Below are 15,179 nucleotides of genomic sequence, written 5' to 3' on the forward strand. Positions count from 1 at the left end.
CCTACGTCACTGTTCTCCGCCACTCCGGTCCCTGACGCGCTGCCCGGCCGTGCGGACCGCGGCCAGCAGGGCGGCGGTGTCCGCCGGGGTGGCGTGCGGGTTGAGCAGGGTGAGCTTGAGCCGGACCCGGCCGGGGCCGGCGCCCGGAAGTTCGGTCCGGCCGACCACGGCCCGGCCGGTGTGGAGCAGGTCGCGGCGCAGTTCCGCATTCAGCCGGTCCAGCTCGGCCGGTCCGGCCCCGGCCGGGCGGTAGCGGAACACCACCGTGCTGAGCACCGGCGCGCAGTGCAGCTCCAGCTCCTCGGCGGCCTCCGCCGCTCGGGCGGTGACCAGCGCCAGGTCGTGGCAGGCCTCGACCAGCGCGCCCAGGCCCTTGCGACCCAGCGTCCGAAGGGTGACCAGCAGTTTGAACGCGTCGGCCCGGCGGGTGGTGCGCAGCGAGCGGCCGAGCAGGCTCGGGTACCCGGCCTCCTCGTCGTCGGCCGGGTTGAGGTACGCCGCCCGGCGGCCCAGCGATTCGTACGACTCGGCCCGGCGGACCAGGAAGACCCCGGCGGCGGCCGGCTGCCAGCCGAACTTGTGCCAGTCCAGCGAGACCGAGTCGGCCCGGGCGATGCCGTCCAGCAGCGGGGCCAGCCGGTCCGAGAGCAGCGCCCCGCCGCCGTACGCGGCGTCCACGTGCAGCCAGGCGCCGTGTTCGGCGGCCAGCTCGGCGGCCGGGTGCAGCGGGTCGACGGCGCCGGTGTCGGTGGTGCCCGCGGTGGCCACCACGGCGATCGGCCGCTGCCCGGCCCGGACGGCGGCGCGCAGCTCCTCGGCCAGCGCGGCCGGGTCCATCCGCAGCCCGCGGTCGACCCGGATGGTACGGACCGCCCGCTCGCCCAGCCCGAGCAGCGCGGCGGCGCGCTGGACCGAGAAGTGCGCCGCCTCGGAGGCCATGATCACCGGGCGGACACCGGGCGGCAGACCGTGCAGGGCGACCTCGCCGCCCAGCACCTGATCGCGCGCCAGCAGCAGGCCCATCAGATTGGATTCGGTGCCGCCGGTGGTCAGTACCCCGGCGGCGGCCGCCGGGTCGAAGCCGACCAGCTCGGCCAGTTCGGCGATCAGGGCGGTCTCCAGGCCGGTGGCCGCCGGGGCCTGGTCCCAGGAGTCGAGCGAGGGGTTGAGGGCGCTGACCGCCAGGTCTGCGGCGACCGCGACGGCGAGCGGTGGGCAGTGCAGGTGCGCGGCGCAGGCCGGGTCGGCGGGGTCGGCGGTACCGAAGGCGAGGAACTCGGTGAGCCGGAGCAGGGCGTCCCGGTCGTGCTGGACGGACACCGCAAGCCGGGTCTGACCGGCGATCAGCTCGGGTCCGCCGGGCGGCAGTGGGCCGCCCCGCTGCCGGGCACCGACGTCCAGGGCGGTGAGCACCAGGTCGAGCAGCGGTCGCAGCGCCACAGGACCGGCCAGGCTCGCGGCCTCGGCGGTCATCGGGACGCGGCTTCGACGGCGTCGGCGAGCCGCTCCAGCACTGCCTCGACCTGCTCGTCGGTGATGGTGAGCGGGGGCAGCAGCCGGAGCACCGCGTCGTGGCGGCCGCCGAGTTCGACGATCAGGCCACGCTGCAGGCACTCCGCCCGGACCCGGCGGGCCAGTTCGGGGTCGGCGGGGTGGGCGCCGCAACGGTCCGGTTCGCCGCTCGGGTCGACCAGTTCGACGCCGATCATCAGGCCCCGGCCCCGGACGTCGCCGATCACCGGGAGCCGCCCCTTGAGCGCGTCCAGCCGGCCCGTCAGCCGGGCGCCGAGCAGGTCGGCCCGCTCGACCAGCCCGTGTTCGGCGACGTACCGCAGGGTGGCCGCGCCCGCCGCCATCGCGAGCGTGTTGCCCCGGAAGGTGCCGGTGTGCGCGCCGGGCAGCCAGCCGTCGTACTCCTCCCGGTAGACGACCACCGCGAGCGGGAGGCTGCCGCCGATCGCCTTGGAGAGCACGAGCGCGTCCGGCTCGATCCCGCTGTGCTCGACCGCCCACATCGCGCCGGTCCGGCCCACGCCGGTCTGCACCTCGTCCACGATCAGCGGAATGCCGCGCTCGGCCGTGATCCGGCGCATCTCGCGCAGCCAGCCGTCCGGCGCGGGCACCACCCCGCCCTCGCCCTGGACCACCTCCAGGATCATCGCGGCCGGGGGCAGCACGCCCCCTGACGGGTCGTCGAGCAGCCGCTCCACGTACGTCGCGGACAGCTCCGCCCCGCGCGCACCCTCGCCGAACGGGCAGCGGTACGCGTACGGGTAGGGCAGCCTGGTCACCTCTCCCCCGCTGGGCAGCGGCGACTTCACCTCGACGGCGCCCGTGACGGCCAGCGCGCCGGCGGTCATGCCGTGGTACGCGCCGGTGAAGGCGAGCGCGCCCCGGCGGCCGGTGGCCGTCTGCATCAGCTTGAGCGCCGCCTCCACCGCGTCGGTGCCGGCCGGCCCGCAGAAGTGCACCCGGGAGCGGTCGCCGAAGCCGGGCGGCAGACTCTCGAACAGGGCCGTGGTGAAGTCGTCCTTCTCGGCGGTGGCCAGGTCGAGCAGGTGCAGCGGGGCGCCGCTGTCCAGGGTGCGGCGGATCGCGGTGAGCACCGTCGGGTGGTTGTGGCCGAGCGCCAGCGTCCCGGCGCCGGACAGGCAGTCGAGATACCGGCGGCCGTCCGCACCCTCCACCGTCATCCCGTGGGCCCGGACCGGCACGATCGGGAAGGAACGGGCGTAGGTACGGGCAGCCGACTCGCGGATCCGCTGACGGCGCAGGATCGCGTCGCCGGCCGTGGGGGCGGCGGTGAGGGCCAAGGCAGACTCCCTTTGGTTAGGTAAGCCTAACTTTACTGGCCCTGGAATCCCGTACTCCTCATCGGATCCGCTTTCCACCCGTCCGAGTGAACCCGACACCCCGTCAACGAGCGACGGACGCAACGGACACGGGCCGTGCGAAGGTGGGTGCGCCGACGTGGCCGAGGCGTTCGAGCGCCACGGCCTGATCGACGAGCACCGGATCCACGTCCACCTGGTGCTGATCGGCCGGGGCAAGCCCCTCTCCCCGCCCGCCGCCCGCCGCCCGCCGCCCGCCGCCCGCCGCCCGCCGCCCGCACAACGGACCTCCACCTGGTCGGGAGCCGCACCTTCGGCAACGGGGTCGTCCTGCTCCACTGCCGGAAGGCCGGGCCGTCATAGGCTGGCCGCATGTCGTACGAAGCCGAACTGGCCGCCACCCGTGAGTTCTTCGCCGCCCGCGCCGACACCTGGGACTCCAAGTACCCGGACGACAGCCCGCGCTACGCTGCCGCGATCGCCGAACTCGGCCCGGCCGCAGGAGCGTTCGTGCTCGACGCGGGCTGCGGCACCGGCCGGGCGCTGCCGCTGCTCCGGGCCGCGGTCGGCCCGGGCGGGACGGTGCTCGGGGTGGACGTGACCCCCGAGATGGTGGCCAGGGCCCGGGCCCACTCCGAGGTGGCCGCCGTCGCGCTGGCCGACTGCGCGCACCTCCCGCTGCCCGACGACACGGTCGACCTGGTCTTCGCGGCCGGCCTGGTCAACCACCTCCCCGACCCCGCCCTCGGCCTCCGCGAACTCGCCCGGGTCAGCCGCCCGACCGGCCGCCTCGCCCTCTTCCACCCGATCGGCCGCGCGGTCCTGGCCGCCCGCCACGGCCGCGCCCTCACCCCGGACGACCGCCGCGCCGAACCCAACCTCCGCCCGCTGCTGGCCGCCAACGGCTGGGAGCTGGTGAGCTACACGGACACCGACGACCGCTTCCTCGCCGTGGCGGACCGGTCGCGGTAGTAGCCCGCTGCGACCGCCCGGACCGCCCTTGCCCGGTAGCCGGGTTGCCGTCCGGCCTCTACCGCCCGGTGCGCCAGCGGTAGTTGAGCTCCGGCCGGCCGACCTGGCCGTACTGCGGTTCGCGGTCAGCGAGGCCGGTGGTGACCAGGTGTTCGAGGTAACGGCGGGCGGTGATCCGGGAGACGCCGGTGGCGGCGGCCGCTGCGGTGGCGGACAGGCCGTCGGGGGTGGTGCGCAGGACGGTGGCCAGGGTGTCGAGGGTGGCGGCGCTGAGGCCCTTGGGGAGGGCGGTGCGGTCGGGTGTGCGCAGGGCGGCGAACGCCTGGTCCACCTCGTCCTGGCCGGTGGCCTCGCCGGTACGGCCGAGGGTGGAGCGGTAGCGGGCGTAGCGGTCCAGCCGGTCGTGCAGGGCGGCGGCGCCGAAGGGTTTCAGCAGGTACTGCACCACCCCGGCCGAGACGGCCTGCCGGACGGTGGTCAGCTCCCGGGCCGAGGTGACGGCGATGACGTCCGCGCTGTGCCCGGCGGCGCGCAGGGTGCGGCACAGCTGGAGGCCGTGACCGTCGGGCAGGTGGAGGTCGAGCAGGATCAGGTCGACGGGTGCGCCGGCCGCCCGGGTCCGGTCCAGCAGCCGGAGCGCCTCCGCGCAGCTGTGCGCGGTCCCGGCCGCCGAGAAGCCCGGCGTGCGGCCGACATAGAGGGTGTGGGCGGCTGCGGCCACCGGGTCGTCCTCGACCACCAGGACGGAGATCATCGGACCGCCTCCCGCTGGAGCGGCAGCCGGACGGTGAGCACGGCACCCTCCGAGCGCCCGATCTCCACCGTGCCGCCGTTGCGCCGGGCGGTCTGCTGGACCAGGGCGAGGCCGAGGCCCCGGCCGCCGTGGGCCGCCTTGGTGGTCCAGCCCCGGCCGAACACCTCGCCGGCGGCGTCCGGTTCGATGCCGGGGCCCGAGTCGGCGACCCGGAGCAGCAGTTCGGCCCCGTCCACCCGGGCGGTGACGGTGACCTCGGGGGCGCGGGCTGCGGCGTTCTCGATCGCGGCGTCCACCGCGTTGTCCACCAGGTTGCCGAGGACGGTGACCAGGTCGCGCGGGGTGAGGCCGGGCGGCAGGACGCCGTCGTCGATCCGGCTGTCCTCGGTCAGGGTCAACTCGACGCCGCGTTCGGCGGCCTGGGCGGTCTTGCCGAGCAGCAGGGCGGCCAGCACCGGTTCGGCGACCGCCGCCACCACCCGGTCGGTGAGCTGCTGGGCGAGTTCGAGCTCGGCGGTGGCGAAGTCCACCGCCTCGCCGTGGCGGCCGAGTTCGATCAACGAGACCACGGTGTGCAGCCGGTTGGCGGCCTCGTGCGCCTGCGCGCCGAGCGCCTCGGCGAAGCCCCGTACCGAGTCCAACTCGCCGACCAGCCCCTGGAGTTCGGTGTGGTCGCGGAGCGTCACCACGGTGCCGAGGCCAGGGCCGACGGCCGAGGTGTTCAGCACTACCACCCGCTCCGCGGTCAGGTGCACCTCGTCCCGGACCGGCTCGGCCGAGCCGAGCGCCCGGGCCAGCGAGGGCGGCAGGCCGAGCGAGCGGACCGGCACACCGTCCAAGTCGCCGGACAGGCCGAGCAGTTCGCGGGCCGCGTCGTTGCAGAGCACCACCCGCCCGGCGCCGTCCAGCAGCACCAGCCCCTCCCGGACGGAGTGCAGGGTGGCCTGGTGATAGTCGTACAGGTGGCTCAGCTCGGCGGCGCCCATGCCGTGGGTGTGCCGCCGCAGCCGGACGTTGGCCAGGTAGGTGGCCGCCCCGCCGAGCAGCAGGGCGCCGAACGCGACACCGCCCAGCGCCATCAGCGGTCCGCGCAACTGGGCGCTGATCGACTGCACCGTGATGCCCGCGCTGACCAGCCCGACCACCCGGCTGCCGTCGGACACCGGGGCCACCACCCGGACCGAGGGGCCGAGCGTGCCGGTGTACGTCTCGGTGAACACCTGGCCGGCCGCCGCCTGTTCGATGTGGCCGAGGAAGGGGCGGCCGATCTGGGCCGGGTCGCGGTGGGCCCACCGGATGCCGTCGGGGGCCATCACGGTGACGAAGTCGACGCCGGTGTCCTGGCGGACCCGCTCGGCGTACGGCTGGAGCACGGCGGACGGGTCGGGGCCCACCGCGGCCTCCCGGACGCTGGGCGCGGCGGCCACCGAGCGGGCCACGGCGGTGACCTGGCGCCGGGCGGCGGCCTCGGCCCGGCCGGTGGTGAACAGATAGGCGAGCACCGCGCCCCCGGCCACCACGGCGGCCACGATGACCACCTGGAGTACGAACAGCTGACCCGCCAGGCTGCGGGCGCGGCGGCGCGTCGGGCTGTCGGGGTGCGCATCCAGGCCGGCGTCCATGCCAGCCAGTGTGCCTTGCCGTCGCGCGGGGCGAGCCGGGCTGGCGGCATGAACTCTATGAACTCAAACGTGACCCTGATCACTCCGGAGCCCATAGTCGGATCGTCCCGACCACCCCGGGCCGGCAGCACCCGCAGGCGAAGGAGCCGCACCATGACGACGAGCACAGCAGCCCCGAGACGAGACCGCACGCACTACCTCTACCTCGCCGTCATCGTCGCGGTGCTGGCCGGTATCGCGGTCGGCCTTGCCGCGCCGGACTTCGCCGTGGAGCTGAAGCCGGTCGGCACCGGCTTCGTGAACCTGATCAAGATGATGATCAGCCCGGTGATCTTCTGCACCATCGTGCTCGGCATCGGCTCCGTCACCAAGGCCGCCAAGGTCGGCAGGGTCGGCGGCCTCGCGCTCGGCTACTTCCTGCTGATGTCCACCGTCGCGCTCGGCATCGGCCTGCTGGTCGGCAACCTGCTGGAGCCCGGTTCGGGCCTGCACCTCACCCAGGCCCTGGCCAAGGCCGGACACGCCCAGGCCACCGCAGGTCACGCCCAGAACACCACGGACTTCCTGCTCGGGATCATCCCCACCACGGTCTTCTCCGCGCTGACCGAGGGCAAGGTGCTCCAGACCCTGCTGGTCGCGCTGCTCGCGGGCTTCGCGCTCCAGGCGATGGGCACGACCGGCGCACCGGTGCTGCGCGGCATCGAGCACCTCCAGCGGCTGGTCTTCCGCGTGATGTCGATGATCATGTGGCTCGCCCCGGTCGGCGCCTTCGGTGCGATCGCCGCCGTGGTCGGCGCCACCGGCACCGCCGCACTCAAGAGCCTCGCCGTGATCATGATCGGGTTCTACCTCACCTGCTTCCTCTTCGTGGTGCTGGTGCTCGGCGGGCTGCTCCGCCTGGCGGCCGGGGTCAACATCTTCTCGCTGCTGCGCTACCTGGGCCGCGAGTTCCTGCTGATCCTCTCCACCTCCTCCTCGGAGAGCGCGCTGCCCCGGCTGATCGCCAAGATGGAGCACCTCGGCGTCAGCCGCCCGGTGGTCGGCATCACCGTCCCCACCGGCTACAGCTTCAACCTGGACGGCACTGCGATCTACCTGACGATGGCCTCGATCTTCATCTCCGAGGCTCTCGACAAGCCGATGTCGCTGGGCCAGCAGTTCGGTCTGCTGATCTTCATGATCATCGCCAGCAAGGGCGCCGCCGGCGTCACCGGCGCCGGCCTCGCCACCCTCGCGGGCGGCCTGCAGTCCCACCGGCCGGAACTGGTGGACGGCGTCGGCCTGATCGTCGGCATCGACCGCTTCATGTCCGAGGCCCGCGCCCTGACCAACTTCGCGGGCAACGCCGTGGCCACCGTCCTGATCGGCCACTGGACCAAGGAGCTCGACCACGGCCGCCTCGGCGAGGTGCTCGGTGGCCGGCTCCCCTTCGACGAGACCACCCTGGTCGACAGCCACGCCGACGTCCCCGCCCAGGCCCAGGCCCCCACCCCGGCCCCGGCGCTGGCGCTGGCGCTGGAGAAGACCGGCTGACACCCCCTCGGACCGCAGGCCCCCACTCGAGACCCCCCGGTCGAGTGGGGGCCTGCTCCTTTCGTCGGCTCAGGTCTCGTGCGCCGAACCGCTCAGCGCCCAGGACAGGCCGGTGGCCGGGTCCTCCAGGGCGAGGTGGACGAAGCGCAGCTCGTCGGCCGGCTCGTGCCAGGTGAAGCAGCGGAGACGGGGCACCAGCGTGTTCACCTCGGCCGGATCCGGCTGGCCGGTCATCGCGGAGAGGAACCGCCAGACCGCGATCCGGCCCTGCGCGCTGCCCCGGGCCGGGCCGTCCGAGGCGGCCTGGACCAGGGCGGGGTAGACCGCCCCGAACGGCAGGTACCCGCCGGTGACCTGACGGCCGGCCGCCAGCTGGGCGGCGGCCGCCGGTCCTGAGCCGCGGACGCAGCGCGCGGTGGCCCAGGGCACCGCGGCGGCCAGCAGCCTGGTGGCGGCCAGTTCGCGGACCACCGTGCCGGGCTCCGGCAGCTCGACCGGCCCGAGACCCTCCCGGCCGGCAGGCAGGGTGAGCAGCGCGCGCCGGGCCCCGCCGGTGCGCAGGTACTCGCGGACCCGGGCGGCCGGCTCCCAGCCGGCCAGTTCCCACGGTTCCAGGGTCAGCGGGACGCCGTCCCGGTCCGGTTCGGCGCCATGGCCGAGCTCCTCGCCGAGCAGCACCCGGGTGTGCTGGACCAGCCGCCGCACCCGGGCGGGCCCGAGCAGGGGTGCCAGCCGTCGCCAGGAGTGACGGGTCGCCAGCACCTCCCACAGCGGCCCCGCGTCGTGGTCCGCCACCGTCGCGGCCGCGCCGGGCCCGCCGTCCTGGTCGAAGAGCCGGGCCGCCAGCTCCGGCGGCGCCCCGTACGCGATCAGGTGGCCGAGCGGGCCGGTCTCGGCCGCGCCCTGGGCCTCACCGCGCAGCGCGGCACCGACCGCGCGGGACTCGCGGTATAGCCCGAGCAGCTCGGGCCAGCGTTCCTCGTCGGCCAGGGTGCGCAGCCTGCGGCACTCGTAGGTGATCACATTTTCAGCGTACGACCCGTGACGCTCCGTCAGCGGAACGCCACGAGCGAGGTGTCGATCGGTGACACTCAGCCACCCACCTCGGCGAGCAGCCGGGCCGCGTGCACCCGCCCCGCGTGCTCGACCAGACTGATCAGCACCTCCTTGCCGGACTCCCTCCGCCGGGCGTCGCAGATCACCACGGGGGTGTCGGTCTCCAGGTCGAGCGCCCGGGACACCTCCTCGGGGCGGAAGTCCCGGGTGCCCGCGAACCGGTTCACCGCGACCACGAACGGGATGCCCCGGTGCTCGAAGAAGTCCACGGCCGGGAAGCAGTCGGTCAGCCGGCGGGTGTCGGCCAGCACCACGGCGCCCAGCGCGCCGGTGGCCAGCTCGTCCCAGAGGAACCAGAACCGGTCCTGCCCCGGCGTGCCGAACAGGTAGACCGACAGCCCCTCCCTGATGGTGATCCGGCCGAAGTCCATCGCCACCGTGGTGGTGGTCTTCTGCTCCACCCCGCCGAGGTCGTCCACCCCGGCCCCGGCCACCGTGAGTTGCTCCTCGGTGCGCAGCGGCCGGATCTCGCTGACCGAGCCGACCATGGTGGTCTTGCCGACCCCGAACCCCCCGGCGACCAGGATCTTCAGGGCCAACACCGGTTCTTCGTCAGCGTGTTGGGGACGCTCGGGCTGTTCAGAGCGCGCGGAGTCCATTGATGACCTCACGGAGGATGTGCTCGTCGGGGAGCATGGCGGGCGGTACGGGGCGGCTGACCCGGATGAACTCGGCGTCCAGCAGGTCACCGAGCAGCACCCGGACCACCCCGAGCGGCAGGTCGGTCTCGGCGGCGATCTCGGCCACCGAGAGCGCGTTGTCCCGGCACAGGTCGAGGATCGCGCCGTGCTCGGGGCCGATCGGCAGCTCCGGGCTGTCCGGGACGTCACTGACCACCAGGGCGATCAGGTCGAACTCCCGCCCGGTCGGCCTGGTCCGGCCCTTGGTGAGCGCGTACGGGCGCACCATCGGGCCGGCCGCGCCGTCGTACCAGCGGGTGTGCGGCTCGGCCGGCGCCGGGAAGCCGAACGGGGACTCCGGCAGGTGACGGCCTTGCGGGTACGACATCACCCACCGACCGCGCTGCGCGGAGGCGTGTACAGGTGCTCGCCGACCCGGCGGACCAGCCGGGCCATCTCGTACGCGACCAGGCCCAGGTCGGCGTCGGCGTGCGCGAAGACGGCCAGGCAGCTGCCTTCGCCGGCCGCCGCGACGAACAGGAAGCCGTGCTCCAACTCGACCATGGTCTGCCGGACTTCACCCGCGCCGAAGTGCCGTCCCGCCCCCTTGGCCAGGCTGTGGAAGCCGGAGGCGACGGCCGCCAGGTGCTCGCCGTCCTCCCGGCCGATCCCGGCCGAGGTGCCGATCGCCAGGCCGTCGGCGGAGAGCATCACGGCGAATCTGATCTGGGCGACCCGGGAGGCCAGCTCGTCGAGCAGCCAGTTGAACTCTCCCGAGCGCGGTGCGGAGCTGGTCATCGGGTCTCTCCCTCGGTGCTGTCAACGGTCCTGCGGCTCTTGCCCCGGGCCCAGCCGCGCTGGTACGCGGACATCGCGGCCCTGGCCTCCTCCGGGTTGCGGCCGATCCGCGGCGGCCCGTCCGGCCGGGCCCGGGTCTGCGGGCGCTCCGGGGCCTCCCGCAGCTGGGGCGCCATGCTGGCCTGCCGGACCCGGCGCGGCAGGTCGTCCGGCTCCGCCACGGGCGACGGCGGCATGCGCGGCCCCGGGGGCGGTGCGGGTACGGGTGCCGGACCGATCGGGGCGACGGCCGGCCGGGCCGCCGGGAACGGGGTGGCCCGCAGCAGGCCGGGGCCGAACGCGTCCGGCACCCGAGCCGCCGGTGCGGCCGGTCCTGGTGCCGGCGCCTCACGCTCCGGACGCGGGCTCTCCAGCAGCGCGTTGGGCAGCAGCACGACCGCCGTGGTGCCGCCGTACGCGGAGGTCCGGAGCGAGACCCGGACATCCTGGCGGCGGGCCAGCCGGCTCACCACGAAGAGGCCGAGCCGGTCGCTGTCGAACAGGTCCACCTGCTGCGCCGCCTCGATCCGCCGGTTGGCGTCGGCCAGCGCCTCCGGGCCCATCCCGAGTCCACGGTCCTCGATCTCCAGCGCGTAGCCGTTGCCGACCTGCTCGCCCCGGACGTGCACCTTGGTGTGCGGGGGTGAGAACCCGGTGGCGTTCTCGACCAGTTCGGCGATCAGGTGGGTCAGGTCGGCCACCGCCTGCCCGGCGACCGCGACGAACGGCAGCCGGTGCACCTCCACCCGGGCGTACTCCTCGACCTCGGAGACCGCCGCCCTGACCACGTCCACCAGCGGCACCGGATTGCGCCAACCCCGGCCCGGGGCTGCCCCGGAGAGGATGATCAGGCCCTCGGCGTGCCGCCGCATCCTGGTCGTCAGGTGGTCCAGCCGGAACAGGTCCTCCAGCTCCTCCGGGTCCTCGGTGCGGCGTTCCATGGTGTCCAGCAGGGTGAGCTGACGGTGCACCAGGACCTGGCTGCGCCGGGCCAGGTTGACGAAGACCCCGGAGACACCGGAGAGCACCTCGGCCCGCTCCACCGCCGCCGTCACGGCCGCCCGCTGGACCGAGCCCAGGGCGCCGTGCACCTGCCCGATCTCGTCCTCACCGTGCGGGCGCAGCGGCGCCTCCGCCTCCACGTCGATCTCCTCGCCCGCGCGCAACCGCCGCATGGTGCCGGGGAGATGACGCCCGGCCAGCTCCAGCGCGGAGTTCCGCAGCGCGATCAGCTCGGTGACCAGCCCACGGCCGATCTGCACCGAGATCAGCAGCGAGGCGATCACCGCGAGCAGGCCGAGCAGCACGGCGGCGCCGGAGGAGCCGAACAGTCCGAGCGCGTACGGGCGGGCCTGCGCGGCGGCGGCCGCACCGGCGGCGCCTTCCACCGTGCGCAGTGCCCGGGCCACGTTGTCGGCGGCGAGCGACCACTGTTCGCTGCTCACCGCGTCCACCGCGCCCCGGCCGTCCACGGCGGAGCGGACGGCGTCCTCGTACCGGACCAGCTCGTGGTGGTCGGTGCCGCCGAACACCGCGAGCAGCGCGGCCCGGTCCGCCGGGCGCAGGTCAGGCGCGGCGGTCTGCTCGAACAGCCGGCGGGCGTAGACGGCGGCGGTGAACTCCGCGCGCTGGGCGTCGGGCAGCGTCCCCGCGCGCTGGCCGGTGCGCAGCAACGCGTCCTCCCGGGCCAGCAGTTCGCGGGCGCGGGCGAACTCGAGCAGCACCCGCCCGTCGGACGCCACCCGGTGGTCCTGCAGCCCGGTGGTCGCGCCCGTCACCTCGAAGGCGCGGTCGATCGCGGCGGTGTAGGCAGCATAGGTCTCGGGCCAGGTGGCGGAACGGTCCACCACTCGGCGGCGTAGTTCGACCAGGCCGCCGACGGCCGCGCCCAGCGCGTCGACCCGGCCGGCCGCGTCGGCGCCGAGGCCCCGGGCGTCGGCCCGGTTGTAGCCGCTGCCGGTCCCGAGCGGGGCGAGCGCCCGGTCGGTGACCCCGGCGGCCTCCCGGAGCACCGCCTCCCGGCCGGCTCCCGGGGCGGCCAACTGCATTCCTGCGGCCACCCGTTCGGCCTGCAGGCCGGCCACGGTGGCGGCGACCGGGTCGAGCAGCTCGCTGTGCACCTCCTGGAGCCGCAGCAGGTCCCAGATCTGCTGCGCGGTGGTCACGGTGGCGAAGGACCAGAGGGCCATCACGGAGACCACCGGGACCATCAGCAGAGCGACGATCCTGGCGCGTACGGTGCGGGGGCGCAGCCGCCGAAGCAGCGCGTGCGCGGCGGGTCGGCGGGCGGCGGTGGCTTCCCGGGCGGGCGGGCCCGCGTGGGTTCCCATGTGGTCAGGGCCCTCTCTCTGGTGGGTGGTTGACGGTGGCTGCGGTCAGGCCGCCCGGTCGAGCTCCTCGAGCACCGGCCGGCCCGCCTCGCGGTAGGCGGCCCGCTCCTGGGCGGTCGGCGAGAGCGCGACGAAGGCGGAGGTGAGGAACAGGAAGGAGCCGAGTCCGACCGCCAGCGGGAAGATGAACTGCATCGGCGTCGCGCCGCCCAACTCGACCCGGGACGGGTGCAGTTCGACCTGTACGGCGGCCATGCCGGTGTAGTGCATGCAGCTCACCGCGATGCCCATCACCAGCGCGGCGGCCGCAGCGGCGTACACGTTGCGGATGGTGACGGCGGCCCAGAGCGCGGCGGTCGCGGCACCGACCGCGATCAGCACCGAGAGCGCCACCGTGCCGAAGTCGTAGGCGATCACCCCGTGCAGACGGACGGCCGCCATGCCGAGGTAGTGCATGACGGCCACGCCCACCCCGGTGATCAGGCCGCCGAGCAACAGCGAGCGCCCCCGGTGCCGCCCGTACGCCACGGCGAACACCCCGAGCCCGACCACCAGGACGGCGACCAGCAGGCTCAGGATGGTGAGCGGCACGTTGTAGCGCAGCTCGGTGCCGTCCACGGTGAAGCCGAACATCGCGACGAAGTGCATGGTCCAGATGCCGGAACCGATCGCGGCGGCGGCGGTGACCAGCCAGTTCCGCCGGGAGGGGCCGGTGGCGGAGAGCGCGCGCAGGGTGCAGCGAAGGCCGAGCGCGGCGCCGACGCAGGCCATCACGTACGAGATGGCCGGGGTCGGCCAGCCGAAGCTGAAGTGGTCCAAGTGTCCCATCGGGCCTCCGAACGACTCGGGCAGGTGCCAGTCGCCTGTGCGATGTGGGTTTCGAATTCGCCGGACGCTACCGAGCGATCACAAGCGGTTACGCGAAGATGTGAAAAGCAGCCCGCTCGGGGGCTCGAATATGCTGAACTGGAGCGGGCGTTGTGCGCCCGGCGCACTCGGCGGTCACGGTGGCGGACCTGGGCTGCAACACCACGCCGGCGGATCCACGGCGTTCGGCTTCAAGGGCAGCTGGACGGACGGCAACGGCAGGCCGCGCGCGTTCACCTGAACGGCTCGGCCTGACGGCGAAGCAGGAACGACCGGTGGGGCCGCCCCGGGCAGGAGAGGCGGCCCCCGGGCCCTAACGGCGGGTCAGGCCGATCCGGACCGGGCCGGTCGCCGCCAGGGTGATGCCGTGCGTCAGTGGCACCTCGCGGGCGTCCAGCGCCTCGACGTCGAAGGCGCGCAGCACCCCGGCCAGCGCGAGCACCGACTCCAGCATCGAGAAGTGCTGCCCGATGCAGGCCCGGGGACCGCCGCCGAACGGCAGCCAGGCGTAGCGGTGCCGGCCGGCCTCCGCCTCGGGGGTGAACCGCTCGGGGTCGAAGCGCTCCGGGTCCGGCCAGTGCTTCGCGTGCCGGTGCACCACGTACGGGGTGGCCAGCACGGTGGCCCCGGCCGGGATCACGCTGTCGCCGATCGCGCACTCCCCGACCGCCATCCGGCCGATCACCGGAGCGGCCGGGTAGAGGCGCATGGCCTCCTTCAACACCATGGTGAGGTACGGCAGTCGGTTGTAGTCGGCGGCGGTCGCCCGGTGACCGTCGGCGAACACCTCGTCCACCTCCGCCTGGACCCGGCGCTGGACCTCCGGGTAATGGCCCAGCAGGTGCAGTGCGAAGGTCAGCGAGGTGGCGGTGGTCTCGTGGCCGGCCAGCAGGAAGATCAGCACCTGGTCGCGCAGCTCGGTCGGGTCGAGCTGATTGCCGTCCTCGTCGCGGGCCGCGGCCAGCAGCCCGAGCAGGTCGTCGGAGTCCGCCGCGCCCTCGCCGCGCTGGGCGATGATCATGTCGCAGACCCCGTACAGGGCCCGCTCGGCGGCCGCCGCCTCCCTGTTGCCGGGCGTCGGCCAGCTGCGCGGGATGCGCTTGGGCTGGGTGCCGCGGCTTCTGACGTAGTGGTCCAGCACCGGGAAGTTCTTCCGTACCGAGTCGAGCGCGGCCTCCACGTCGGCGCCGAACAGGATGCGGGAGACCGCGCGCAGGGCGAAGCGGGACATCTCGTCCACGGCGTCCACCGCCCGGCCCTGGCCCGCTGACCAGCGCTCGACCAGGCTCTCGGTCTCCATCGCGATCGCCTCGGCGTAGCCGTCCACCCGGCGGCGGGTGAAGAGCGGCTGGATCAGCCGACGCTGGCGCACGTAGTCCTCGTCCTGCGAGGTGAGCAGGCCGTTGCCGAAGCTCTGCCGGATCTCCTCGTAGAAGATGTTCTCCTTGCGAAATTTCGCGGCCTGGGTGGCCAGCACCTGCTGGACGCCCTCCGGCGAGTAGATCCCGTAGATCTCGACCCGCAGCCCGGGCGGCCCGGCGACGAACCGCACCACGTCGCCGTGGTCACGGTGGCCGGACAGGTAGGTGCCGAGCGGGTCCCGCTGCAGGTCGAGCATGGATCCGAGCAGCGGGACACCGGCCGGGCCGGGTATCTGAGCAGTCGGCAAGGAGAACCCCCTCGGTGCTGAACGCTTG

The 15,179-nt window shown here is 74.3% G+C and carries 13 protein-coding genes; 2 read left to right on the forward strand and 11 right to left on the reverse strand.

From position 1 onward, the window contains the following. Positions 1-6 precede the first annotated feature (6 nt). Together ACKUU6_RS06145 and ACKUU6_RS06150 are read right to left on the reverse strand one after the other, a co-directional pair. Positions 7-1,473 (reverse strand): pyridoxal phosphate-dependent decarboxylase family protein, encoded by a 1,467-nt coding sequence (locus ACKUU6_RS06145; protein WP_407987428.1) that lies wholly within the window; start codon positions 1,471-1,473, stop codon positions 7-9. Continuing rightward, positions 1,470-2,813: a diaminobutyrate--2-oxoglutarate transaminase family protein gene (locus ACKUU6_RS06150; RefSeq protein ID WP_407987429.1), complete on the reverse strand. Its 1,344-nt coding sequence runs from the start codon at positions 2,811-2,813 to the stop codon at positions 1,470-1,472. Before ACKUU6_RS06150 ends, ACKUU6_RS06145 begins: the two co-directional genes overlap by 4 nt. Positions 2,814-3,203: 390 nt before the next feature. Here ACKUU6_RS06150 and ACKUU6_RS06155 point away from each other — a divergent pair, with 390 nt between their 5' ends. Continuing rightward, positions 3,204-3,803: a class I SAM-dependent methyltransferase gene (locus tag ACKUU6_RS06155; protein ID WP_407987430.1), complete on the forward strand. Its 600-nt coding sequence runs from the start codon at positions 3,204-3,206 to the stop codon at positions 3,801-3,803. Between the two features lie 58 nt (positions 3,804-3,861). Here ACKUU6_RS06155 and ACKUU6_RS06160 read toward each other — a convergent pair whose 3' ends face one another. Then, positions 3,862-4,557 (reverse strand): response regulator, encoded by a 696-nt coding sequence (locus ACKUU6_RS06160; protein WP_407987431.1) that lies wholly within the window; start codon positions 4,555-4,557, stop codon positions 3,862-3,864. Beyond that, complete coding sequence (locus tag ACKUU6_RS06165; protein ID WP_407987432.1) at positions 4,554-6,179, reverse strand: ATP-binding protein; 1,626 nt, start codon at positions 6,177-6,179, stop codon at positions 4,554-4,556. The genes ACKUU6_RS06160 and ACKUU6_RS06165 overlap by 4 nt, the downstream gene beginning before the upstream one ends. Before the next feature lie 153 nt (positions 6,180-6,332). Here ACKUU6_RS06165 and ACKUU6_RS06170 point away from each other — a divergent pair, with 153 nt between their 5' ends. Next, positions 6,333-7,712: a cation:dicarboxylate symporter family transporter gene (locus ACKUU6_RS06170; RefSeq protein WP_407987433.1), complete on the forward strand. Its 1,380-nt coding sequence runs from the start codon at positions 6,333-6,335 to the stop codon at positions 7,710-7,712. A 69-nt stretch (positions 7,713-7,781) separates the two neighbouring features. Here ACKUU6_RS06170 and ACKUU6_RS06175 read toward each other — a convergent pair whose 3' ends face one another. From ACKUU6_RS06175 to ACKUU6_RS06205, 7 genes are all read right to left on the reverse strand, one after another. Then, positions 7,782-8,735 (reverse strand): hypothetical protein, encoded by a 954-nt coding sequence (locus tag ACKUU6_RS06175; RefSeq protein WP_407987434.1) that lies wholly within the window; start codon positions 8,733-8,735, stop codon positions 7,782-7,784. 68 nt (positions 8,736-8,803) lie between these two features. Then, entirely contained in the window at positions 8,804-9,427 is a 624-nt protein-coding gene (locus ACKUU6_RS06180; RefSeq protein ID WP_407987435.1) for a GTP-binding protein, read from the reverse strand. Beyond that, positions 9,408-9,836 (reverse strand): DUF742 domain-containing protein, encoded by a 429-nt coding sequence (locus ACKUU6_RS06185; RefSeq protein ID WP_407987436.1) that lies wholly within the window; start codon positions 9,834-9,836, stop codon positions 9,408-9,410. The genes ACKUU6_RS06180 and ACKUU6_RS06185 overlap by 20 nt, the downstream gene beginning before the upstream one ends. Continuing rightward, positions 9,836-10,246 (reverse strand): roadblock/LC7 domain-containing protein, encoded by a 411-nt coding sequence (locus ACKUU6_RS06190; RefSeq protein WP_407987437.1) that lies wholly within the window; start codon positions 10,244-10,246, stop codon positions 9,836-9,838. Before ACKUU6_RS06190 ends, ACKUU6_RS06185 begins: the two co-directional genes overlap by 1 nt. Further along, the gene (locus ACKUU6_RS06195) at positions 10,243-12,615 is read right to left on the reverse strand and encodes a nitrate- and nitrite sensing domain-containing protein (protein WP_407987438.1); all 2,373 of its coding nucleotides are present in this window, start codon (positions 12,613-12,615) and stop codon (positions 10,243-10,245) included. The genes ACKUU6_RS06190 and ACKUU6_RS06195 overlap by 4 nt, the downstream gene beginning before the upstream one ends. Before the next feature lie 45 nt (positions 12,616-12,660). Then, positions 12,661-13,443 (reverse strand): MHYT domain-containing protein, encoded by a 783-nt coding sequence (locus tag ACKUU6_RS06200; protein WP_407987439.1) that lies wholly within the window; start codon positions 13,441-13,443, stop codon positions 12,661-12,663. A 352-nt stretch (positions 13,444-13,795) separates the two neighbouring features. After that, positions 13,796-15,151 (reverse strand): cytochrome P450, encoded by a 1,356-nt coding sequence (locus ACKUU6_RS06205; protein ID WP_407987440.1) that lies wholly within the window; start codon positions 15,149-15,151, stop codon positions 13,796-13,798. Between the last annotated feature and the right edge of the window lie 28 nt (positions 15,152-15,179).

Origin of the sequence: Kitasatospora sp. CMC57, assembly GCF_045866025.2 — a bacterium.
GTDB lineage: Bacteria > Actinomycetota > Actinomycetes > Streptomycetales > Streptomycetaceae > Kitasatospora.